This window comes from Escherichia ruysiae, from assembly GCF_031323975.1.
In the GTDB taxonomy this organism is placed as follows: Bacteria; Pseudomonadota; Gammaproteobacteria; order Enterobacterales; family Enterobacteriaceae; genus Escherichia; species Escherichia ruysiae.
Genome location: NZ_JAVIWS010000001.1, coordinates 3,633,772 through 3,656,941, shown reverse-complemented (window position 1 = coordinate 3,656,941; position 23,170 = coordinate 3,633,772). Strand labels below are relative to the sequence as shown.

The 23,170-nt window shown below is 50.7% G+C and carries 25 protein-coding genes, 1 tRNA gene and 1 pseudogene; 3 read left to right on the top strand and 24 right to left on the bottom strand.

What is annotated here, in order from left to right; all coding sequences use genetic code 11:
- From RGV86_RS17695 to RGV86_RS17665, 7 genes and pseudogenes are all read right to left on the bottom strand, one after another.
- Positions 1-552: a phage polarity suppression protein gene (locus RGV86_RS17695; RefSeq protein ID WP_001567468.1), complete on the bottom strand. Its 552-nt coding sequence runs from the start codon at positions 550-552 to the stop codon at positions 1-3.
- Positions 549-1,292, bottom strand: a complete 744-nt coding sequence (locus RGV86_RS17690) for a phage polarity suppression protein (protein ID WP_001567467.1) — start codon at positions 1,290-1,292, stop codon at positions 549-551. The genes RGV86_RS17695 and RGV86_RS17690 overlap by 4 nt, the downstream gene beginning before the upstream one ends.
- A 401-nt stretch (positions 1,293-1,693) precedes the next feature.
- The gene (locus tag RGV86_RS17685) at positions 1,694-4,366 is read right to left on the bottom strand and encodes a TOPRIM and DUF927 domain-containing protein (protein ID WP_001716164.1); all 2,673 of its coding nucleotides are present in this window, start codon (positions 4,364-4,366) and stop codon (positions 1,694-1,696) included.
- Positions 4,363-4,746, bottom strand: a complete 384-nt coding sequence (locus RGV86_RS17680; RefSeq protein WP_001567464.1) for a DUF5375 family protein — start codon at positions 4,744-4,746, stop codon at positions 4,363-4,365. The genes RGV86_RS17685 and RGV86_RS17680 overlap by 4 nt, the downstream gene beginning before the upstream one ends.
- A pseudogene (locus RGV86_RS17675) lies at positions 4,743-5,026 on the bottom strand (hypothetical protein). Before RGV86_RS17675 ends, RGV86_RS17680 begins: the two are co-directional and overlap by 4 nt.
- A gap of 31 nt (positions 5,027-5,057) precedes the next feature.
- The gene (locus RGV86_RS17670) at positions 5,058-5,417 is read right to left on the bottom strand and encodes a hypothetical protein (RefSeq protein WP_001567462.1); all 360 of its coding nucleotides are present in this window, start codon (positions 5,415-5,417) and stop codon (positions 5,058-5,060) included.
- Positions 5,410-5,586 carry a host cell division inhibitor Icd-like protein gene (locus tag RGV86_RS17665; RefSeq protein ID WP_001118612.1) on the bottom strand — a complete coding sequence of 59 codons (177 nt, stop codon included), beginning with the start codon at positions 5,584-5,586 and terminating at the stop codon, positions 5,410-5,412. Before RGV86_RS17665 ends, RGV86_RS17670 begins: the two co-directional genes overlap by 8 nt.
- A gap of 131 nt (positions 5,587-5,717) precedes the next feature.
- Between RGV86_RS17665 and RGV86_RS17660 the strand changes: the two genes are divergently transcribed.
- Entirely contained in the window at positions 5,718-5,891 is a 174-nt protein-coding gene (locus RGV86_RS17660; RefSeq protein WP_021537047.1) for a hypothetical protein, read from the top strand.
- A 32-nt stretch (positions 5,892-5,923) separates the two neighbouring features.
- Here the strand turns inward: RGV86_RS17660 and RGV86_RS17655 are convergent, their stop codons facing one another.
- From RGV86_RS17655 to proB, 6 genes are all read right to left on the bottom strand, one after another.
- Positions 5,924-6,214 carry a helix-turn-helix transcriptional regulator gene (locus RGV86_RS17655; RefSeq protein ID WP_001567459.1) on the bottom strand — a complete coding sequence of 97 codons (291 nt, stop codon included), beginning with the start codon at positions 6,212-6,214 and terminating at the stop codon, positions 5,924-5,926.
- A 125-nt stretch (positions 6,215-6,339) separates the two neighbouring features.
- A complete protein-coding gene (locus RGV86_RS17650) occupies positions 6,340-7,164 on the bottom strand; it encodes a hypothetical protein (protein ID WP_001567458.1) in 825 nt (274 codons plus the stop codon).
- Positions 7,161-8,351 carry a tyrosine-type recombinase/integrase gene (locus RGV86_RS17645; protein ID WP_001567457.1) on the bottom strand — a complete coding sequence of 397 codons (1,191 nt, stop codon included), beginning with the start codon at positions 8,349-8,351 and terminating at the stop codon, positions 7,161-7,163. Before RGV86_RS17645 ends, RGV86_RS17650 begins: the two co-directional genes overlap by 4 nt.
- Before the next feature lie 164 nt (positions 8,352-8,515).
- Positions 8,516-8,591, bottom strand: a tRNA-Thr gene (locus RGV86_RS17640).
- A 114-nt stretch (positions 8,592-8,705) separates the two neighbouring features.
- On the bottom strand, positions 8,706-9,959 hold the full coding sequence (proA, locus tag RGV86_RS17635) for a glutamate-5-semialdehyde dehydrogenase (RefSeq protein WP_085460414.1): 1,254 nt from the start codon (positions 9,957-9,959) through the stop codon (positions 8,706-8,708).
- 11 nt (positions 9,960-9,970) lie between these two features.
- Complete coding sequence (gene proB, locus RGV86_RS17630; RefSeq protein ID WP_001285271.1) at positions 9,971-11,074, bottom strand: glutamate 5-kinase; 1,104 nt, start codon at positions 11,072-11,074, stop codon at positions 9,971-9,973.
- Between the two features lie 287 nt (positions 11,075-11,361).
- Here proB and phoE point away from each other — a divergent pair, with 287 nt between their 5' ends.
- Entirely contained in the window at positions 11,362-12,417 is a 1,056-nt protein-coding gene (gene phoE / locus RGV86_RS17625; RefSeq protein ID WP_085460413.1) for a phosphoporin PhoE, read from the top strand.
- A gap of 99 nt (positions 12,418-12,516) precedes the next feature.
- Here the strand turns inward: phoE and crl are convergent, their stop codons facing one another.
- The 3 genes from crl to gpt all read right to left on the bottom strand — a co-directional run bounded on the left by crl (position 12,517) and on the right by gpt (position 14,771).
- Complete coding sequence (gene crl, locus RGV86_RS17620; protein ID WP_000174679.1) at positions 12,517-12,918, bottom strand: sigma factor-binding protein Crl; 402 nt, start codon at positions 12,916-12,918, stop codon at positions 12,517-12,519.
- Positions 12,919-12,975: 57 nt separating this feature from the next.
- Positions 12,976-14,220 (bottom strand): esterase FrsA, encoded by a 1,245-nt coding sequence (gene frsA / locus RGV86_RS17615; protein ID WP_000189561.1) that lies wholly within the window; start codon positions 14,218-14,220, stop codon positions 12,976-12,978.
- A 92-nt stretch (positions 14,221-14,312) separates the two neighbouring features.
- A complete protein-coding gene (gene gpt, locus RGV86_RS17610; protein WP_001291989.1) occupies positions 14,313-14,771 on the bottom strand; it encodes a xanthine phosphoribosyltransferase in 459 nt (152 codons plus the stop codon).
- Positions 14,772-15,031: 260 nt separating this feature from the next.
- On the opposite strand from gpt, the gene pepD reads away from it, so the two are divergent.
- Positions 15,032-16,489 carry a cytosol nonspecific dipeptidase gene (pepD, locus tag RGV86_RS17605; protein ID WP_032224563.1) on the top strand — a complete coding sequence of 486 codons (1,458 nt, stop codon included), beginning with the start codon at positions 15,032-15,034 and terminating at the stop codon, positions 16,487-16,489.
- Positions 16,490-16,543: 54 nt separating this feature from the next.
- Here the strand turns inward: pepD and prfH are convergent, their stop codons facing one another.
- From prfH to RGV86_RS17565, 8 genes are all read right to left on the bottom strand, one after another.
- Positions 16,544-17,158, bottom strand: a complete 615-nt coding sequence (gene prfH, locus RGV86_RS17600) for a peptide chain release factor H (protein ID WP_085460410.1) — start codon at positions 17,156-17,158, stop codon at positions 16,544-16,546.
- On the bottom strand, positions 17,155-18,294 hold the full coding sequence (locus tag RGV86_RS17595) for an RNA ligase RtcB family protein (RefSeq protein WP_179143912.1): 1,140 nt from the start codon (positions 18,292-18,294) through the stop codon (positions 17,155-17,157). Before RGV86_RS17595 ends, prfH begins: the two co-directional genes overlap by 4 nt.
- Positions 18,295-18,539: 245 nt before the next feature.
- Positions 18,540-18,992, bottom strand: a complete 453-nt coding sequence (locus RGV86_RS17590) for a GNAT family N-acetyltransferase (protein WP_085460408.1) — start codon at positions 18,990-18,992, stop codon at positions 18,540-18,542.
- Complete coding sequence (gene dinB, locus RGV86_RS17585) at positions 18,989-20,044, bottom strand: DNA polymerase IV (protein ID WP_001226214.1); 1,056 nt, start codon at positions 20,042-20,044, stop codon at positions 18,989-18,991. Before dinB ends, RGV86_RS17590 begins: the two co-directional genes overlap by 4 nt.
- Before the next feature lie 128 nt (positions 20,045-20,172).
- Positions 20,173-21,078 (bottom strand): putative lateral flagellar export/assembly protein LafU, encoded by a 906-nt coding sequence (gene lafU, locus RGV86_RS17580; RefSeq protein WP_085460407.1) that lies wholly within the window; start codon positions 21,076-21,078, stop codon positions 20,173-20,175.
- A gap of 2 nt (positions 21,079-21,080) precedes the next feature.
- Complete coding sequence (motA, locus tag RGV86_RS17575) at positions 21,081-21,944, bottom strand: flagellar motor stator protein MotA (RefSeq protein ID WP_001169518.1); 864 nt, start codon at positions 21,942-21,944, stop codon at positions 21,081-21,083.
- Between the two features lie 15 nt (positions 21,945-21,959).
- Positions 21,960-22,676: a FliA/WhiG family RNA polymerase sigma factor gene (locus tag RGV86_RS17570; RefSeq protein WP_085460406.1), complete on the bottom strand. Its 717-nt coding sequence runs from the start codon at positions 22,674-22,676 to the stop codon at positions 21,960-21,962.
- A 19-nt stretch (positions 22,677-22,695) separates the two neighbouring features.
- A complete protein-coding gene (locus tag RGV86_RS17565; RefSeq protein ID WP_085460405.1) occupies positions 22,696-23,163 on the bottom strand; it encodes a flagellar basal body-associated FliL family protein in 468 nt (155 codons plus the stop codon).
- Between the last annotated feature and the right edge of the window lie 7 nt (positions 23,164-23,170).

Below are 23,170 nucleotides of genomic sequence, written 5' to 3'. Positions count from 1 at the left end.
TCACTCCTGTATATCGTTAATGTCATTCAGGCGTTGCTGAAAACGCAGATGTTGTGCCGGAGTGTAAGAGCCCTGGCAATCACGAATCATACTGGGGTCAGGCATCAAACCGGATTCATCCAGGATCTCACGATAATCCCCGGCAATTTCAGGCGGTGTTATTGCCAGCTGGCGAACCAGAGCACTGCGTAATATACGGGACGCAACGTCAACCCCTCCGCGCCCCTTCAGGAACGGAGCCAGTGCAGATGTCAGGGCTGCCCCATTCGCCTGCATAAAATTGCTGAGAGCGGCTTCTGTGCAGGTCTCCATCAGTAAATGCTGCGAGTAAATGCATTCGCGCGCAGCACAGTTAATTTGCCATTTCAGCACATCCAGACGTTCCCGCAGGAATTCGAGCTGTCGGGCATAATCTGCTGGTTTTTCTGTGGCAGCGAGGAGAGATGTTATCTGTTGTTCAACGGCTTTTCGGCTCTCACTATGTCTGGCCCACAGAATACGGGCATTCCGAAAACTGGTAAGTACCTGGTCAGGTGTGCCTCGGGCCGTCATACTGCTTTCTCCTTCTCAGCAAGTTCCTGACGAACCTTTATTTTATGCATAGCTGCTGGAGAGAGTTGATTACTGAAATCCAGACGCGCCGCATAATCCGGGGCAACTCCCGCCAGTTTAAACACCGGGTCCTGTTCAGGCATCGCATCGTTAGCCAGAGCCGGTCTGGTGATATGTTTATGAATAAAGTCTTTCAGCACTGTGTCCGGGTCATTAACTGAATTCACCACACCCACAACGGCACTGGCTTCCCGGCCCATTGTGGATTTAAGCAGGCTCAGCGTCTGAATAAGCGCTTTTCCATGCGACTGCATAAAATCCTCCCAGATTTGTTTTGCGCGAATATCCACAAGAATGTTATGCGCGTGGATATACTTTCCGGCTAATTCCGCAGCTTTCTGCGGCAAAAGTGCATTTTCGCTTTCCTGAGCCGCCAGCAGCTCATCAAAATCCTCAAGCGTTTCTCGTCCCAGCGCAATTTCCGTGCGCAGTTTTTTCATTTCCTTTGAGACCACGCCCTGACTTTCACGAAACAGCGTGCGCCACTCCTCATTCAGTGTATTCGTCGTGGATTCCATTTCAGCGCGGCGCTGGCGGATTGTCGCAATATTATCCGCTGCCGCTTTCTGCTGACGACGTGCTTCAAGCCATGCGTTTCTGGCTGTGTTCATGGTTTCCAGTGCCCGCTGCGTTACAGCCGGAAAAGTGGAAAGGTTGTTATTCACTGCGGTGTTGTTCATGACTTCTCCTGTCGGGTTGGTTCGTTACGTCAATTGTGTCGTGGCTGACACAAGCACACTATCGGTGCTCAGTGTGTGGTGGCTGGCACAACGGGCGCTTGCGGTTATTCAGACGTGGCTATGAAAGCCAGCCAGATAAAAATGCCCACTGTTTCAGTCTGCTTTATGTCCCTGATGCGGTGGAACAGGTGAAACATGTGTTACAGCTTTGTTTTATAAATCATTTATATACACTGCACCCGTGGAACATCGCGGGTAACAAGGTGGAACAGCGGATTGGCTGGCGTTACATCTGTTCCACCTCACTATTTCAGAAGGTGGAACAGGTTCAGCCCCTGTAAAATACGGTTGTTCCACCTGTTTCACCTGTTACCCTTAATAAATAAGACTCACGCAAAGCCTTAACCCGGCACCTCGCTGTTGAAGACATAGAGCCTGCGGGGATTCATCTCTGGCGGGCGAATGGTTGTCTGGAGTTTGCCATCAGTGGAGGGCAGCAGGTATCCACGATCTGCGCACAGACGCGCCACCTTGCGCGGGTCAAATCCCCTGCAGATTTCTTTCCAGCCGGACGGCATGACATAAAACGTAGTGACAGCTTCCGTGCCCTGCGCGGTACTGCCTTTCTCCACCCTGCGCCAGCCCACCATATTGGCGGGACGGTTGCGCTCGTCATACCAGTCTGCAAAGCGGCTGTACTGATTCGCGGTAAAGAAACTGCGAACCTGCTCCAGTGCGGCGATATCTTCCTGATTGGCGGTGTGCCCGCGCTCTTTCAGCCATGCGTTCAGGCAGACGCGGGTTGCCCGCAATGCTTCACCCTCAGGCCAGCCGGTGATACCCAGACGGGTTGCCAGTTCACCTGCCATCGCCACCAGTGCAAAGCGGTTCACAGCCCGGCCCACCTGATTGCCTGCATCTTTCGGAGTCAGGGCGGCAGCATATTCCTTCATCAACGATTTTGCCTGTGCCGTTAGTCCGTTAAGATCAGCGGTCAGTGCTTTCAGCCACTCCCGGAACGGCGAACCGTAGTAGCAGGACGTGGCCCATTCAAGATGCTCTGCCAGAGCCTTGCCGCTGTCGAAGCCGTGCAGCTCCTCAAAAACGCCAAACTTCCCGGAATCGCTGGGGATCTGGATCATCCTGACTTCCATCCCGGCAAAAGTACGCTCACCGGCCTTTGCCGCATGTTCGGTCAGAGATAACTCGCCAGTTGAAAAGAACAACAGGCGCCACTGCTTACGGGTACGCAGTTCACCGTCCGTACCGGCACGACCCTTGCCCTGACCGTTTGCCAGCATGTAGGCGATATTGCCTGCCTCGCGTCCGTCAACTTCCCGGATCTCATCAAGCATCATGGCGGCATCGTTGCGGCGGCTGGCACATCCCTCCAGCGCGTTGCCGGTGGCCCGCCATGTCTGCCAGTAGTCAGGCCCGCCGCAGACGGAGGTTGCCGCTTTCATGGTGGTGGTCTTACCGTCTGTCGATTCCCCTTTGAGGTGGTAGCCGCCGCCGTCCATACCAACCAGCCGTAACAGTGGTGCAGCAAAGGCCAGGCTGACAGCAAATGCCACGCGGGAGTTGCCGGTACAGTAGCGGGATACGTTCTCCCGCCATTCCTCTGTTGTGCCCGACACGCGGAAATCACGCCCCTGCACGGAAGTGGTCTGGAGAATGACACCCTCTGCACCTTCACCGCTGACCTCATCCTGCAGGACGTAAACCTGACCATGCCAGCCAGTACGGCTGACGCAGGTCACGCGACGTTCCGGTTTACACAGTGAGATATATTCCATCAGGCGTGCGCGTGCCTCACCGGTGGTGCTGATATAAGACAGCCCGTTAACAAGCAGTACCCGGCGCAGTTCCTCACCACTGCCGCTCAGCATTTCCATCGGCATCGCCCAGCGGCGACGCTCACCCCACGTATCTTCCCATTCCAGCAGTCGTCCGAAGTTACCGCCATCGGCATCGCAGGTGATTGCCGTCACGCGCAGCGGGCTGCATATTTTGACGTTCTGGATCTCCGTCTCACCGTTGCGCTGTACCTGCTTTTCATACCAGAGATATTCCTGGGTAAGACGGAACCCGTGCGGCAGTTGCGTGCGGCCTTCCCCGCACAGTACCAGACCGTTGCGAAAGGCTTCACGGGCACGGGTAATACCGTGCTCCCGATGAAAGTCATTCCAGTCAGCCTTAATCTCTCCTGGTGGCAGCGTCATCCAGCCGCCAACAGCTTTTGCCGCCCGTTCAGCAAAGGCTCTGCCGGGATTCTCCCCCCCGTCCTGAAAATCGTTATCACCGGCGATGATAATTTTTACCTCAGGCCAGCGTGCCCGCAGCGACTGCGCCACATTGGGCAGGTTGCCCGCAGATATGGCAGCCACTACGCATCCGGCAGTGAGCTGGCTTACCGTCAGCGCCGTAGCGTAACCTTCGGTAATCACCACCTGTACCGGTGGTTCAGACGGTAACGGGCTGAGCGACACAAACGCGCCTTTCATCGTGCTGCCGGGCAGTATGCTTTTTTCACCCGTCGGGGCGATAAGCTGTGCACCGGTCACGGCTCCGGTGTTGGTCGTGAGTGGTAACAGCAGGGAACCGGCAGGAAAATCCTTACCGCTGATATGCTGCACGCTTCCGGTCAGAGAGGCCGGGTATCCGGCGAACCCTTTTCCTGCCAGATAGGCACTTTCTCCCGTGTGGCTCTCTTTCATCAGCGTCGCCACGGTAAGGCTCATGTCGCGTTTAGGGGCTTTTTGTCTGGCAGGCTTAACAGGCAGTTCCTGCACATCCGGCACATTAAGCACCTGCGCCACCTGCTGCGCAGCCTTTCTGACGTTGTAGCCGGTTACGAGCTTAACCAGATCCAGACCGTCACCATTGCCACACTGGCTGCAGATCCACGTCCCGCGCCCGTCAAGGTCATCGAGGCGAAAACGATCCTTGCCCCCACATTTCGGGCAGGGACCGTGCCTGCCGTTTTCAGGTACATCAATACGCAGCATATGCAGAATAACGGGCCATTTCCCCCGCGCGGCGGCTGAAATCTGCGTAACCGTCTGTATTGTCATACTTCCCCCTGATACAACGTCACACCAGTACTGCAGAAGTCATCAAAGGTCGCCGGAAGCGTGCGGTACATCTCCGCCATTACTTCACAGCCGCGCGCGGTCAGTACCGGCGGCGCGGTCAGCAGTGACGGCTCCAGCATGTCAGTCAGCAGTGCCAGCGCGGCAGCGGCGCCCTGTGCTTCGCCGTACTCGTTAATCAGTGCGCACTCGATATGCAGCGCAATGGCCATTTCAATACGCTCCACCGTCAGGCTGTGCGGACCATACTGATCACTGCCAGTTTCGTTCAGCATTTTCTGCCGCCATGCTGAAGCAATAGCCCGCCGGTAAAGCGCGGTTGTCATTTCTGCCGGGAAAATGGAAACCTGCGGCTGGTTCATCTGGCACCTCCTTCAATCAGTGCACAGCTGTGCGCAATATCCGTCAAATCTGCCCGCAGGTACTCCATCAGCGCGGCGACACCATGCGCACAGCCAGCGTCCAGTGCTCCGGCCTGAGACGGGTATTCAGAAAAGAGAAGCTGGAGCATGTCGCAGGCATTTCTTGCGCGGGTCAGCTTTCCGAAACTGTCCTCTGACAACCATAGGCAAAAGCACCGGTATTGTGTTTTTCAGGCAAAGTGTGGCCCTGAGCACCGTTGTGCCCGTTTGAAATATTCATCGTGGATTACTCCGTTTTCAGCGGTATTTTGTCAGAGAAACTTTGAATAGTGACCGTCGTCAGGCTCAGCAGAACGCCGTATGCTACGCTCCCGCCAGCGGATAAATAGCACAGACGGATGCAGTGTCAGCGGGCCGGAACCACTACCGCCTGCAGGAGCTGGTGCAGGCTTAAAGAGCGGTACATCAAACAGGCGCGTATACCGCTGTTCAAACCATGCCAGAGGGCAGGAAGAAAGCTGGTTGTCGCTGTCATGACGTATCAGCACTTCACAGCTGAATTCAGGATTAACCAGCGCCACAGAGGGCGAGGCTTCAATTAATCGGATAATCGTGACCGTCCAGCCACGTTCATGCTGCCAGCGTTCGCCGGGGTGCGGATAATTACGCATGTTCACCTCCGCAGGGAATGCGCCCGGCAAAGCTCAGTACATAATCCGGGGCAAGTCTGCGCCGCGCTGACCGCTCGTTATCTGCGGTGATCCTTAACATCACAGGACGGGCATTGCGTTGACTGCGGTTGATCGCCGCAAATAACCAGGTACACTTCTGTTTAGCCATCTTCGTTACCTCTTATAACGGTTGGTTAAATGCCCGATTTGTGTTCCCGCACAATCGGGCATTGCTTTTACAAGCGAACTATACTTACAATGGTAATTACCATGTAGTCATCATATTCTAGGGTAATTACCATGTCAACACCACAAGAGAAACGTTCCCCACCATTCCAAATGCGTCTTACCGACGATTTTAGGTTGCAACTCGAAAAAGAAATGCGCAAAGATGGAGATAGCGCGTTGGCAACTTGGATTAAAAGAATTTTACGTAAAGAACTACAATCACGCGGGATTGACCCTAAAGGTTAATCAGTTAAATATTACTAACTATCAATTAAGGCTTAGGGAGTAGGTGATAATCTATTCCCTTTATTAATTGCTCTTGCCTTATTTCTCATCCCCTCAAACTGTTGACCTGAGTTTTCTTCAAACCCATCTCGCCACTTATAATAATCAGCAGCGCGCCATCGGGACATCCGACCTATTTTTATAGGTTTTGGAAAGCGATTCAGAGAAATCAATCGATAAATCCATTTGTCACTTAATAAACAATCGGAAGTAATAAACTTCATATCGATCAGAGAATCCATTGAAGGTCGTTGCAAAGTAGTATTATCATGTTTAGATAACATTCATCATTCTCCGTTTATCTAAGTCTATTGGCTTCAACACGGAAAATTAAAACATAGGTTATAAATGAGAAAAATGTGACTAATGAAAAAAATCCAAAATCATTAGTCACAATAATTGTTAACATTTAGTTAAACTTAATGTTTTTCATGCAACTACGTAGCAAGCTAACAACAGTATCATAGCTCAAAGGTGGTTCTCCGGTCTTAGGCCAGAACTCACTGGCATGTTGAAAAAGATAATCAGCTATCGCTGCTGGACTCTCTCTTCTTAGCCTCATATCACGATGATAGAGCGAAATAATAGCCATGAGTATTTCAGTTCGAGGAACAGCATGTTTTTGTTTTTGCGCCTCAGATTGTGATTTATATTTATTGGCGTTTTTTATCCGTTTTTGTTCGCATAAGACTATATCAATGAATTTTTGAATCTGTACCTTTGTAATCCACAAAACCTCAAAAAGATAATAATTTTCTTTTTCATCATAATTTACATAAAGAATTACCTTACAATTTATATTAGGCGTACCCGCCAGTAGAAAATGAATAGGCCAGGAATCCGGTTGCCCCTCATGCTTAACTAACAGATCTTTATATTCATAATCAACAGCCCATAAACCGGATATAAAGCATCGAATAAAACCATTTTTATCAATTAAATTATTTTCATCAGGGATTCTTATAGAGCTTAAGTCTGACAACATAATATTGCCATTTCTATCTCGTGGTAAATATTTCAGATTAGATAAGAACTCATCCATTTGACCATCAATCTTCAAACCACATGAAACATCATACTCATCATCATGGAATTCCATGCATAGCTCTACATCTCGTTCTCTGGCAAACCAGAGTATATCCTTTTCACTACAACCAATTTTTTCTGAAGCTTCATCCAACTGGTAGTAATCTCTGAGCAGAGAATCAGTATTATTAATTTTTAAAATATTCATTTATGAGTACCAATTAGCTCAGATAAATAATTAGCATACCATTGCATCATTTCTCTTCTCCCTTCGAGATATTGGGCATGGTTATAAATTCCACGAATAGAGTTTTTGTCCGAATGAGCAAGCTGGGTTTCAATCCAAGCGCTGTTAAATCCTTTCTCATGTAGAATTGTACTCATCGTATGCCTGAAACCATGTCCCGTAACACGCCCTGCATATCCAATACGTTTAAACACCTGATTGATGCTTGCTTCACTCATAAATTTGCTAGGATCGTTGCGTCCAGGGAACATCAGCGGGTAGTTCCCAGTTAGTTCTTTCAAACTTTTGAGATGGGATAATGCTTGTTTTGGTAACGGGACAATATGGCTCCTACGCATTTTCATACGTTCTTTTGGGATCTCCCACACCGCATTATCAAAATCCACCTCTCGCCACTCACCTGCTCGTAGTTCTCCAGTTCGTAGACCTGTCAGGATAAGTAAATGCGCCCCCAACAATACAATTGGACTTCCTGAATAAGAATTAAGGGCATTAAAGAACTCCGGTAGTTCGTTGGCTTTGAGGAATGGATAGTGGACTGCTTCATGTCCTTGCATCGCACTGGCAAGATCCGGTGCCGGATTGTAGATTGCCCTACCCGTTACGATGGCATAGCGAAAAACTTCACCGCATCGCTGACGGACTTTCTTCGCTTTCTCCATAGCGCCTCGAGCTTCTATCAACCTCAGAACTTCAAGCAGTTCAAGGGGCTGAATATCAGCTATAGGTCTGTGCCCAATATGCGGAAAAATGTCTTTCTCAAATGCCTCAATGATGTCGGAAGCATAGCCCTCAGACCATTTGGATGATTTCATTTTGTGCCACTCTAACGCCACTTCTCTGAATGGGTTAAGTGTCTCAATCGCTGCGTTTAAAGCCTGCTTTTTGGCTTTTTTGACTTCGCCGGGATCTTCACCTGCTGCGAGTAGTTTCTTTGCGTCTTCTCGTTTTTGTCTGGCATCAGCAAGTGTGACTGTTGGATAAACACCAAAGGACAATCGTTTCTCTTTACCAGCAAAACGGTATTTCATACGCCAGTAACGCGAGCCATTAGGTTCGACCTGAAGGTATAGGCCACCTCCATCAAACAGCTTATAGCTTTTCTCTTTTCCTTTCGCAGCTTCAACCTTGCGGGCATTCAGCATCATTGGGGGCACATTTCCTAGACCGAACAGAACATGCCCCTGATTGTGCCCCCAACCGCGTGTTGATTTCAAGAGACAAGGGTTGACCTCAAACGTATGAAAACAACGTAATATATATGTTTTTAAATGATTTTGTTGATGTGGGTTGACTTGGGAAAACTAGGTGATGGTGCCGATAATAGGAGTCGAACCTACGACCTTCGCATTACGAATGCGCTGCTCTACCAACTGAGCTATATCGGCCCTGAAAGGACATGTTCACGAACGTGAATCACGGTGGACAAGGTTAAAACTAACCGGGCGATGCGTCAATGGCCTTGTGAATCAAACGGCTACTTTTGCATCACCCGGTTTTGTTTACGCACGAATGGTGTAATCACCAATGCCGATCCACTTGTAAGTGGTCAGTGCTTCCAGCCCCATCGGGCCGCGCGCGTGGAGTTTTTGTGTGCTTACCGCCACTTCCGCGCCAAGACCAAACTGGCCGCCGTCGGTAAAACGTGTAGAGGCGTTGACGTAAACAGCAGAAGAATCCACTTCGTTAACAAAACGCTGGGCATTGCGCATATCACGTGTCAGGATCGCATCGGAGTGCTGGGTGCCGTGTTCACGAATATGAGCGATGGCATCGTCAAGATCGCTGACGATTTTGACGTTCAAATCTAATGACAGAAACTCATCGTCATACTCTTCGGCTTTAACAGCCACCACCTTCGCAGGGCCTGCCTGTAACTGCGCCAGCGCAGCTACATCTGCGTGTAACGTCACGCCGCTTTCCGCCATTTGCTTGCTTAATGCGGGCAGGAAGCTATCAGCGATGTTTTTATTTACCAGCAACGTTTCTACCGTATTACATGTGCTCGGACGCTGAGTTTTCGCGTTGATAATTACTTTCAGGGCTTCAGCTATCTCTGCACTTTCATCAACATAAATATGGCAGACGCCAATACCGCCGGTGATCACCGGGATCGTTGACTGCTCGCGGCACAGCTTATGCAAACCAGCGCCACCGCGCGGGATCAGCATGTCGATGTATTTATCCATACGCAGCATTTCACTCACCAATGCGCGATCCGGATTATCAATCGCCTGCACTGCGCCTGCCGGTAAACCGCAGGATTGCAGGGCGTCCTGAATCACCGCCACCGTTGCAGCGTTGGTGCGGCAGGTTTCTTTACCACCGCGCAGGATCACCGCGTTACCGGTTTTCAGGCACAGGGAAGCGACATCAACCGTCACGTTCGGGCGCGCTTCATAAATCACCCCAATCACGCCAAGTGGGACGCGACGACGCTCCAGACGCAGACCGCTGTCCAGCACACCACCATCAATCACCTGCCCCACCGGATCGGCGAGATTACACACCTGGCGCACATCGTCGGCAATGCCTTTCAGTCGCGCGGGCGTCAGTGCCAGACGGTCAAGCATCGCTTCGCTAAGGCCATTGGCACGCGCGTCTGCAACATCCTGGGCGTTAGCGTTGAGGATATTTTCGCTTTGTGCTTCCAGTTCATCGGCGATCTTTTCCAGCACGCGATTTTTTTCGCGGCTGGAGAGTTGCGCTAATTTATACGAGGCTTGCTTCGCGGCAATGCCCATTTGTTCCAGCATCGGCCTGCTCCTTAACGGGTAATCATGTCATCACGGTGAACGGCAACCGGGCCATATTCATATCCCAGTATTGCATCAATTTCTTGCGAGTGGTGTCCGGCAATGCGACGCAATGCATCGCTGTTGTAACGGCTGACACCGTGGGCTATATCGCGACCTTCGAGGTTGCAAATACGAATGACTTCACCACGCGAGAAGTTGCCGCTCACGCTTTTAATACCTTTCGGCAACAGGGAGCTGCCGCGTTCAAGAATAGCAGCAGTCGCCCCTTCATCAACGGTAATTTCACCCGCAGGTGGCGCGCCAAAAATCCAGCGTTTACGATTTTCTAAAGGCGTTGCCTGGGCATGGAACAGCGTACCGACAGGAATACCTTCCATCACATCACCAATGACGCCCGGCTTGTTACCTGCGGCAATAATGGTGTCGATCCCCGCACGGCAAGCCACGTCCGCCGCCTGCAATTTGGTGCCCATGCCGCCGGTTCCAAGACCTGAAACGCTGTCACCGGCAATCGCCCGCAGTGCGTCATCAATGCCGTAAACATCTTTAATCAGTTCCGCCTGCGGATTGCTGCGCGGGTCAGCGGTATACAAACCTTTTTGATCGGTCAGCAGCAACAGCTTATCGGCACCTGCCAGAATCGCCGCCAGCGCAGAAAGGTTGTCGTTATCGCCGACTTTAATCTCTGCCGTAGCAACAGCATCGTTCTCATTAATTACCGGAACGATGTTGTTATCGAGCAGCGCACGCAGCGTATCGCGGGCATTCAGGAAGCGTTCACGGTCTTCCATATCGGCACGGGTCAGTAACATCTGCCCGACGTGAATGCCGTAAATTGCAAAGAGTTGTTCCCACAGTTGAATCAGTCGACTCTGCCCTACCGCCGCCAATAGTTGCTTCGAGGCGATAGTCGCTGGCAGTTCCGGGTAACCCAGGTGCTCACGTCCGGCGGCAATCGCGCCCGACGTCACAATGACTATCCGATGCCCGGCGGCATGTAACTGCGCGCACTGGCGAACAAGTTCTACGATATGGGCACGGTTCAGACGGCGCGATCCGCCTGTTAGCACACTGGTGCCGAGTTTTACCACCAGCGTCTGGCTGTCACTCATGATTCTCTGCCATTCAATTTTAGGAAAAATGATATCAAACGAACGTTTTAGCAGGACTGTCGCCGGTTGCCAACCATCTGCGAGCAAAGCATAGCGTTTTGTTGCGCGGGATCAGCAAGCGTAGCGGCAGTTGTTTACGTTTTTATTACAGATTTAATAAATTACCACATTTTAAGAATATTATTAATCTGTAATATATCTTTAACAATCTCAGGTTAAAAACTTTCCTGTTTTCAATGGGTCTCTCCCGCTGAATATTCGCGCGTTAATTAAAATCAGGAATGGAAATGAAAAAGAGCACTCTGGCATTAGTGGTGATGGGTATTGTGGCATCTGCATCCGTTCAGGCCGCAGAAATATATAACAAAGACGGTAATAAACTGGATGTCTATGGCAAAGTTAAAGCCATGCATTATATGAGTGATAATGACAGTAAAGATGGCGACCAGAGTTATATCCGTTTTGGCTTTAAAGGCGAAACGCAAATTAACGATCAACTGATCGGTTATGGTCGGTGGGAAGCGGAGTTTGCCGGAAATAAAGCGGAGAGTGATACCGCACAGCAAAAAACGCGTCTCGCTTTTGCCGGGTTGAAATATAAGGATTTAGGTTCTTTCGATTATGGACGTAACCTGGGCGCGCTGTATGACGTCGAAGCCTGGACCGATATGTTCCCGGAATTTGGTGGCGACTCCTCGGCGCAGACCGACAACTTTATGACCAAACGCGCCAGCGGGCTGGCGACGTATCGGAACACCGACTTCTTCGGCGTTATCGATGGCCTGAACTTAACCCTGCAATATCAAGGGAAAAACGAAAACCGCGACGTTAAAAAGCAAAACGGCGATGGCTTCGGCACGTCATTGACATATGACTTTGGCGGCAGCGATTTCGCCATTAGTGGGGCCTATACCAACTCAGATCGCACCAACGAGCAGAATCTGCAAAGCCGTGGCACAGGCAAGCGTGCAGAAGCATGGGCAACAGGTCTGAAATACGATGCCAATAATATTTATCTGGCAACTTTCTATTCTGAAACACGCAAAATGACGCCAATAACTGGCGGCTTTGCCAATAAGACACAGAACTTTGAAGCGGTCGCTCAATACCAATTCGACTTTGGTCTGCGTCCATCTTTAGGTTATGTGCTATCGAAAGGAAAAGATATTGAAGGTATCGGTGATGAGGATCTGGTCAATTATATCGACGTCGGTGCCACGTATTATTTCAACAAAAACATGTCAGCATTTGTTGATTATAAAATCAACCAACTGGATAGCGATAATAAGTTGAATATTAATAATGATGATATTGTCGCGATAGGAATGACATATCAGTTTTAATAATATTGCCGGATGCGACGTGAACGCCTTATCCGGCCTACGAAAACCACTATTTCAGGCCGGAAGAGATGCTCAAACATCACATCCGGCACTTTTCACTCACGCCGTTAACTTCACCGGCTCATCACGAAAATCATCCGCCGGTTCCAGCTTCAGATTCAGCGTCGCCAGCAGTTCACGCAGCTTTTCATGAAACTCTCGCAGAGTGTGCTCCAGCCGCTCAACCACTTCCGCATCTTTTACCTGAACATGCGTCCAGTCGCCTGCTTTATCGAACAGACCAAACTGGTAACTGTAGGTAAAACGGGATTCCTGCGCTTCCAGTTCCATCCACCAGCCCCAGAACTCACGCACTTCCGGCGCCGGTTTCACATTGACGCATACAGCCAGACAATCGAAAAAGAATCGATTATCTTCGCACTTACCTTCACGAATATACGGGCCTAGTGCGGTAAATTTTTTGATCAATCTGCTTTTCGGGTGTCCACTCGGTAACGTCATTGCGATCTCCTGTTGTGAAGCAACTGTTTTACCAAATTGGCAAAATTTAGCAAATCTTTAACACAATCGCTTTTCGAGCCAGTTAGTAATTTCCTGGAGTGCTTTGTCAAAATTCCGATACACCGGATTAAATGGAATTTCTAACAATTTACCGTCAGCAGATGACGAAGTGATTAATCGTGAATCCTCTTCCGGGCTGAACGGATCGTTCTTCCAGAAGCCTGATAACATTGGCGTTGGGCAGCGACGTCCCAGCAACCCTTGCACTTTCAATGAATAGCGATTCAACTCTACACGTAACGCTTCGTCGGAAGCATCGTGCATCCCTAAACGACTCGCCAGAACGTCAAGATACATTTCCGGCACCTGTTGCTGGCAATTAAAATCACTCAGCAAGGTGTGAACCACCGGACCAAGGCAGGCCACAGCTTTCAGACGCGGCGATTCAAGGTAAGCCAGACGTACAGCGACGTTAGCACCAAAACGGAAACCAAAGGCCGCAACGCGTGTGTGATCCACCCACGGCACATTAGGCAGAGCCTTTAACACATGCTGATGCAGAAGGCTGGAATCCTGGGTGAGTTTCCATTTTGAAGAAAAACCAACCGAAGGCATATCGATAGTCAACATCGCAATGCCGCGCGGCGCAAAATAACGCTCATAAAGAGAGTAATAGTCCGTTTGCATCGCATCCAGACCACCACACATTAATACTGTCGGGAACGGACCATCGCCTTTTGGCATATGGAGAAACCCGGTGATGGGCGCGCCCCCTGGCACAGTGAATTCCATTTGCCGCATCGTTCCTGGCAGACGTTGCGCCGCTTCTTCATAAGCGCGGTTTGATAACGTCTGCGCCTGTTCTGCCAGATCATCACCCTTCAGGTGTGGATAGGCAGCAATATTGTACAACGTCGCTGCGTGCAGCCAGTAACGACCGCTGACTTGTGGATTTTCTTCCGCACACGCTTTCTGTTGCCACAACATCGCCTGGGTGGCCCACTCATAAATCCAGTTACCGCCACGGTAACCAATCACCGTATCGTACAAATCATTGTCGGTGCGTTCGGCATCGCTCATCACAATACGCGCCTGGACGTCGAGGATTTCGCGCGGATCAACGCCGCGCCAGATCCACATCAGGCGGTTAATCATGCGATACCAGTGGGGAATAGTTTTGCCATCAAGAGCCGACTGCACTGGCGGTTGTGCACCGTGATTAAAGCGGCGGACAAGCGTCGAGGTTTCAGGGTGTTTAAAGCGGGGTTTGAACAGGGTTTCGCTCAGGTTTGCCTGTGTCATGGATGCAACCTCCAGGAATACTTACTGGAAGCTATTGTAACTCGCCTGCAGTTAAAAAGAACAACGCCCGGCGAAGCCAGGCGTTGAAAAGATTAGCGACCAGAGATAGGCGGAACGAATACCACGCCCATATCCCACGGTTGCTCAATCCAGGTATCTTGTGGGATATCAATAACATAATCATCAACCAGTGGACGACCAGCCGGTTTAGCGAAGATGGTGACAAAGTGCGCTTTAGGATACATTTCACGAATCGCAACCGCAGTACCGCCGGTATCCACCAGATCATCAATGACGATGAAGCCTTCACCGTCGCCTTCTGCACGTTTCAGCACTTTCAGTTCGCGCTGGTTATCGTGATCGTAGCTGGAAATACAAACGGTATCGACATGACGAATACCCAGTTCACGCGCCAGTAACGCACCCGGCACCAGACCGCCACGGCTAACGGCAATAATGCCTTTCCATTGTTCAGAAGGCATCAGTCGGCTTGCGAGTTTACGTGCATGGATCTGCAACATGTCCCAGGTGACGATGTATTTTTCGCTCATGTGAAGTGTCCCAGCCTGTTTATCTACGGCTTAAAAAGTGTTCGAGGGGAAAATAGGTTGCGCGAGATTATAGAGATCTGACGCACTAAAAACCAGTATTTCACATAAGTCCGCGTCTTTTTGCGCACTGCTACTACCTGTCGCTGGATAAAGTGGTATTCTCAAACATATCTCGCAAGCCTGACTTGTGCTGACAACATTTTCTGCTAACCCTGTGACCTGCAATACTGTTTTGCGGGTGATCGACAAGGAGACTTAACGTGTCTGAACTGTCTCAATTATCTCCACAGCCGCTGTGGGATATTTTTGCCAAAATCTGTTCTATTCCTCACCCGTCCTACCACGAAGAGCAACTCGCTGAATACATTGTAGGTTGGGCAAAAGAAAAAGGTTTCCATGTCGAACGCGATCAAGTGGGGAATATCCTGATTCGTAAACCTGCCACCGCAGGTATGGAAAATCGTAAACCGGTCGTCTTACAAGCTCACCTCGATATGGTGCCGCAGAAAAACAACGATACCGTGCACGACTTCACTAAAGATCCTATCCAGCCTTATATCGATGGCGAATGGGTTAAAGCGCGCGGCACCACGCTCGGTGCAGATAACGGCATTGGCATGGCGTCTGCGCTGGCGGTTCTTGCCGATGACAACGTGGTACACGGCCCGCTGGAAGTGCTGCTGACCATGACCGAAGAAGCCGGTATGGACGGTGCGTTCGGCTTACAGAGCAACTGGTTACAGGCAGATATTCTGATTAACACCGACTCTGAAGAAGAAGGTGAAATCTACATGGGCTGCGCGGGGGGTATCGACTTCACCTCCAACCTGCATTTAGACCGTGAAACAGTTCCGGCTGGTTTTGAAACCTTTAAATTAACCTTAAAAGGTCTGAAAGGCGGTCACTCTGGTGGCGAAATCCACGTTGGCCTGGGTAATGCAAACAAACTGCTGGTGCGCTTCCTGGCAGGTCATGCGGAAGAACTGGATCTGCGCCTTATCGATTTCAACGGCGGCACACTGCGTAACGCCATCCCGCGTGAAGCCTTTGCAACCATCGCTGTCGCAGCCGATAAAGTCGACGCGCTGAAATCTCTGGTGAATACCTATCAGGAGATCCTGAAAAACGAGCTGGCCGAGAAAGAGAAAAACCTGGCATTACTGCTGGATTCAGTAGCGAACGACAAAACTGCGCTGACCACCAAATCTCGCGATACCTTTATTCGCCTGTTGAACGCCACCCCGAACGGTGTGATCCGTAACTCCGACGTGGCAAAAGGCGTGGTTGAAACCTCACTGAACGTCGGTGTGGTAACCATGACCGACAATAACGTACAAATTCACTGCCTGATCCGTTCTCTGATCGACAGCGGTAAAGACTACGTGGTCAGTATGCTGGATTCGCTGGGTAAACTGGCAGGCGCGAAAACCGAAGCGAAAGGCGCATATCCTGGCTGGCAGCCGGACGCTAACTCTCCGGTAATGCATCTGGTACGTGAAACCTATCAGCGTCTGTTCAACAAGACGCCGAACATCCAGATTATCCACGCGGGTCTGGAATGTGGTCTGTTCAAAAAACCGTATCCGGAAATGGACATGGTTTCTATCGGGCCGACTATCACCGGACCACACTCTCCGGATGAGCAAGTTCATATCGAAAGCGTTGGTCATTACTGGACGCTTCTGACTGAACTGCTGAAAGAAATTCCGGCGAAGTAATTATTTGATTTGCTGCCGGATGGCGTTTAATCGCCTTCCGGCAGTTTCCCTTCACTATCCTTCGATAAAAGCCATCCCTGTAAATGTCCGTCGCGGGTTGCCACGTTCAATCTGGTGATGGAACATTCGCCGCTGCGATTTCAGCGCCGTGCTATTTTCCAGTTGCTGTTGTTCCAGCTTCCAGGCAATCAGCAATCGCGCCAGCCGTTTGTTAGCATGCTGGCTGCGCTCTGACTGAACCTTCACGCTAATCCCGGTTGCCAGATGCGTGGCGCGCACCGCCGAGTCGGTTTTATTGACATGTTGACCGCCCGGCCCCGACGAACGCAGCGTCTCATACCGGATCGCATCGGATTGCTCCTGCTCATCAGCGGTAAAACGCCCAATACCCAGAAACCAGTTTTTGCGCCCATGATGAGGCCGATACGGACTCGGACAAATCCACTGAATAGTGCCACACCAGCTTTCGCTTAATGCCCATGCGCTGTCGCCATCAAGTGAAATCAGCGCCGAACGCAGAGTGTCAGAATAGCGACCCGTTTCTGTTTCCAGCACCGTTACCGCGACGTCTTGTCGGGTAGCTTCTTTAATCAACCTGTCCAGCGCCTTTTTCACTGCGAGACAACATTCTTCCGGCCCCTGAGCTGAGGAGAGTTGTAGCAAAATCATCCTTTTTTCCCTCCACTGTTTTTGAGCGTCAGCACCGGACGCAGCCGCGCGACAGGAATAATTAAACCGGCCTGCACCAGACATTGCACCACGCTTTCTGCCGATTTATAGGCTTGTGGCGCTTCTTCGAAGATGAGTTGTTTATCGCGACAAATTACCCGGCTGCCAAGTTCAGTACGCGAGAGTTGCGTCGCCGTGTATTTCGCTGCCAGCCGCCCTTTACACTCGGTGCGCCCCCATTTACGCCCTGCCCCATGCGCCAGCGAGTGAAGCGTTTTTTCGTTCGCAACAGGCTGTACAAGCCAGGAGTAATCACCGCGTGAACCGGGAATAATCACCAGACCGTTGTCATCCGGCGTGGCACCTTTACGATGCAAGAAACCCTGTTGATCGCCGATTTGACACGCGCTAACAAAGTTATGCGCCACATCCAGAACCGGACTTCCGCTGGCTTTCACCTGTTGCATTATGCGCAGAGCGATCATCTGGCGATTAATACGCGCAAACGCCAGCGCATCGTCATGTTCCGCAATATACCGTAGCGCGTCATCACTGCCTTCAGGCAAACCATGATGCGAAAACGAGGCAATATGTCGCTGTAAAATAGACTGCCCCAAACCCCGCGAGCCGCTATGAACCAGCAGTTGCAGATGCTGCGCATCCAGACCAGCCAGTGCAAACAGTTCCGCGTCGATAATTTGATCAACTTGTTGCAGTTCTGCGAAGTGGTTTCCGCCACCGATAGAGCCAAGCGCGCTGCGCCACGAATGCTGTGCAAACGCTGACGGCAGGTTTTCCTCCAGCCAGCTTTCTTCAGCAACGTCATCCAAAGCTGATAATCGCTTTTCAAACTTATCGGCGTTGTATTTGCGAGCGAGAATATCTGTTTGCCATAGCGCCATGCCGCAGCCGATATCATTGCCGACCAGTGCCGGGTAAAAACGACCAACGGAGAAGAACGCTGCGCCAATCGGGTAGCCGCGTCCGGGGTGTAAATCTGGCATCCCAACTACGCGTTGCATGTTGGGTAAATTTGCCGTGGTGTGTAATTGTTGGATCGCTGAACTCTCGATCCACAGGTCATCAGATGCGATGGTAAATACCGCATCGGATAAGGGACGAATATATTTGCCCATGTACCATTCCATTTATACTCGTCATACTTCAAGTTGCATGTACTGCGACTCGAATTATTTAGAGTATATAAATATAAAAATCAGAAAATGGCAGACGAATCCAGGGCAAGAAAAAAAGAATTAATCCTGGAAAGGTCTGCAAAGAGTCATTGATAAAGGATTTGTCATGATTTACCTCCTTGCAGTTTGTGGAATAAAAAAACGCGCACATATTAGGCGGGCGTTATTTTCATTGCAAGCTGGATTTAATGTTGCTGTTTATATCGCATATAAAAATTAGTAAACCACGCCCCCCGACATTCAACGCGTTGCTGCTTAACCACCTGAAAACCATAACGTTCAAAAAAGGGTTTTGCAGTTATGCTGGCGTCCACCGTAAGTTCGGATTCAGACTTAATCAAAGGTTTTAACAAGGCACTGGCGACACCACAGCGGGTGTATTCCGGGTCAACAAATAGCATATCGATATAATGTTCAATACGGGTAATAAAGCCGACCGTTTGTGTATTAATCACCGCAACCCGCACTTGTGATTGTGCGAGTTTCTCCTTCCAGCGAGATTCATCAATCTGCGCCCAGGCGGCAATTTGTTGCGGTGAATAATGCTGACTGGCAGTCATCGTAACCGCTCTAATGAAAATAGCGCATAGTTGCTGAAAATCGCCAGACTGATAGTCTCTTATTTGAATGTTATTCATAATCCCAGCACCAGTTGTCTTTCCATTTGCGGATCAAGCAACGTCACATGCAGCCCCACCAACCGTACACCGCGTCCGCCGCGACGTTCATCCCAGGTTTTACGCGCAGTGGCGATTAGGTCAGCTTTATTCAAACGCGGCCAGACATGCTCCTGAGTGGTTTGCTGAAAATCATCGAACTTTAATTTCACTCCCTGGCGGGCGATCAGTAAATCAGGCTTCACCTTTGCCAGACGGCGCTCCAGTTCAGGATAAAGCCGCTCAATAATCGCTTCGCATTCAGACCAGTGATGGATATCTTCCGCCATCGTGCGTTCCACACCGACGGATTTACGCAGCCGTTCACTGTTAACATCGCGCTCGTCGATACCCTGGCTACGCTCCCACAAAATGCGGCCAAATTTGCCAAAGCGCTTGAGCAATGTCACCAGATCACACTTTTGTACATCACCACAGGTGCGCAGCCCCATCGCCTCTAGTTTTGCCGCTGATACTTTGCCGACACCAGGAATCTTCGCCAGCGGCAACGTTTCCAGAAATGCAGGAACGTCAGCAGGTGTAATCACAAACTGACCGTTGGGTTTGTTCATGTCAGAGGCGATTTTGGCGAGAAACTTAACCGGCGCCACGCCCGCAGAAGCCGTCAAGTGCAACTCGTTAAAGATCGTCTGACGGATTTCCTGGGCGATGAGAGTCGCAGAACCGTGGCAATGCACGCTGTCGGTGACATCGAGATAGGCCTCATCCAGCGACAACGGCTCAATGCGCGAAGTGTAACGCGAGAAGATTTCGCGGATATGATTTGAGGCTTCTTTGTAGGCGTCAAAGCGCCCCGGAAGCAAGGTGAGGTGCGGGCATAATTTGAGCGCCATGCCGGTCGGCATTGCGCTGCGTACACCAAATTTACGCGCGGGATAATTGGCGGTGCTGATCACCCCCCGACGTTCGCGGCTACCGCCAATAGCTACAGGGATATCGCGCAGGGCGGGATTATCACGCATCTCCACCGCTGCGAAAAAGCAGTCCATATCCACATGAATGATTTTACGCATCGCTCACCTCTCAATACTGGTAAAGTATACAGTGATTTTAAGGTTTGAGAAATGCGTAAAGATTCTGCAATCAGTCCCCTTATTGCCGGATGCGCTGCGCTTATCTGACCAACAGGAGGCCGTTTTTGCTACCCGTGCTGCTTATCCAGTTTTTGCACCAGCGGCTGCACCACTTTATCCCCATGCTGACCAAAATATTGATACAGCGTATCCGACGCGCTTTTGGTTAGCACCATAATCTCAATGCGCCGGTTGCCTGCGCTTTGCGGATTATTCGCGTCCAGCAGCATCTGGTCCGCCATCGCACTTACCTGCATCACTTTATCTTCCGGCATTCCGGCATCTTCCAGCACCCGACGGGCCGAAAGCGCGCGGTCACCCGAAAGGTTCCAGTTGTTATAGATATTGCTTTTATAGGCCATCGCATCGGTATGCCCGGTGATAATGATCTTGTTATCGAGTGAGTCAAAAACCGGCGCTAATTCTACCAGCAGCGTTTTAAAAAACGGCATAATCTTCGCGCTGCCGCGTTCAAACATATTGCGGTTTTGGTCATCTTTAATCAGCACGCGTAATCCCTGCGGGACAATCTCCATCTCCAGATTGGCTTCCATATGCGCATTACGGGCGATGGTATTGATATTGGTCGCCAGCTCGCCCAGTTCAGTGGCGGATTTCTTCTTCAGTAACGCCGTTTTCTCGTTCACATCACGTGCTTTTTTCTCGGTTTCTTCCGGCACCGCCACGGTAGTCGGTTTCGGCGGATGAGTCGGGCTTATTTTATTTAACGGCGACAGCCCGCCACCGTTGAAGATCGACTGCCCATGCAGCGCCGCCATAATGCTTTCGCGCTCGGATTTACTGACGCTGTTGACAATCCACAGCGTCATAAACAGCGCCATCATCGCCAGGGTAAAGTCGGCGAACGCCACTTTCCACGCGCCGCCGTGATGCCCGGCATGATTCTTTTTGATCTGCCGCCGGACGATGGTGGTTTTTGCCCCACGCTCGCGGCGGTTGCCCGTATTTCTCATGCTTATTCTTGCTCCAGCATCGCATTCACCCACGCATCGAGATTGGCGAAGGTCGGTTTGGACGCCAGATGCAGCAGCTTACGCCCGGCGTCCACCGCCAGCAGCGTCGGTTTGCCGCCCGCCTGCGCCACCAGCACGGTACGCACGCACTCCAGCAGCGAATGTTCCGCTCGTGCCTGCTGTTCCATGGCGTTGGCGAGCGGGTCCATCAGGCAATAGCAGATAAACACGCCTAAAAACGTACCCACCAGCGCCGCCGCCACTTTCAGGCCAATCAGAGCAATAGAGCCATCGATTGACTGCATGGTGATGATAATGCCCAGCACCGCCGCACAAATGCCAAATCCCGGCATCGCTTCAGCGGTACGTTGCAGCGAGCGTGACGGCGTTAACAGAGACTCTTCAGCGGTGTCCAGCTCCTGATCGAGAATGCCTTCCAGTTCATGGGCGTCAATCTTGCCCATCGCCATCAGGCGAAAGTTATCGGCAATAAAAGTCACCAGCCGCTTCTGGGTTAGCACCAGCGGGTATTTCTGGAAAATAGTGCTCTCTTCCGGTTGCTCAATATGTTGATCAAGCATCCGCAGACCGCCGTTTTGCACCATTTCGAGCAACTCATACAGGCACATTAAAAGCTGACGCTGAAACTCCGGCCCGAGCTGTTTTTTACTGATCACACCTTTAATTTGATGGGCTATCTCTTTCAGCACATGTTTCGGGTTACCAATAATCATCGCCCCGAAACCGGCGCCTAAAATAATGATCATTTCCGCCGGTTGCCAGATAGCCACTAATTGCCCGCCTGCTTCAAAATAGCCGCCAAATACGCAGCCGAGCACCACCAACAAGCCTAAAATCTTTTGCATGATTTCCTCTTCACATTAATTCGGACAGACACAATCACGAATTTTCTGTGCGATCTGTTTATTCAGTTGACAAATTCTGGCTTCAGTCAGCCCTAATACCAGCGCAATCTCTTTTAGATTCATCTCATGCTGGTAATACATTGAAAGGATCAGTTGCTCTTTTTCACTTAATTGCGCCAGCGCGTATTGCAGCATTTTCTGGGTGACAAACTGCTCTTCCAGTTCTCTGCCCGCAAGCGGAATGCCTGAACCTTCTCCGTTGAGCAACTCATCAAGACTGGCGAGGGTTTCCGCCCCTTCCAGTTGCTGATATTCGAGGTAGTCTTCATGCGAGATCCCTTCCCCGGCCAGTTCTGACCACTCCGGTTCGTGCCCCAGTTTTTTCCGCGTTTCACGAATCAGGTCTTTCATCTGGTGATATTTCTGCCGCAGCTGGCGCGGTCGCCAGTCGAGTGCGCGCAGCTCATCAAGGATCGCACCGCGAATACGGTGCACGGCGTAACCTGCAAAACCTTCATCCGGCAGCCCGTATCGGCGAATGGCGTTAAGCAACCCCATTAACGCCGTCTGCTCCATATCCTGACGGTCAATAATGCCGTTACACTGCGGAGCAAGTTGCCGCACCACTTTACGCACCAGTGGTAAATAGGCCTGCAAATAATGACTCTCCTGCTGCGGGGTTAATACCGGCGCGGCAGCAAATTCTTCTGACTCGAATACGTCCTGTAGCATGTTTATATCCGCCTGGTGATTACTGGAAGACCACTTTTTTCACCAGCAAATCCTTATACGGTGCGCTCATTTTGCGACGCTGCAGATCTTTCTTTAACGCGTCAGAAATCAGTTTGCGGATGGCAGATATTTTCATGCCGCGCAAATCTTCAAATTTCATTTCCGTCAGGCATTCAACCGCAATACTTTGATACAGCGGCTCCTGATGTTTTATTTTTTCCGCTTCTTTGTCACTGGCGACCACCATCACTAATTCTGCCGACAAATAATGGTCAGCGCCGTTATTGTCATGCAGCGTGACAATGGTTTCCGGCAAGGTCACAAATACGCTTTTGCTTTCATCCATCGTTTCCACCGATTCCGCCCGCGCAACGGCAATCGGTTTTCCTTTTCCGGCATAATGATGCCAGACTCCCCATCCAGCCCCGGCACCGACCACCAGCGCCAGAACGGCGCTGACCACGCCCGCCACCACGATTTTCTTCATATTGCCT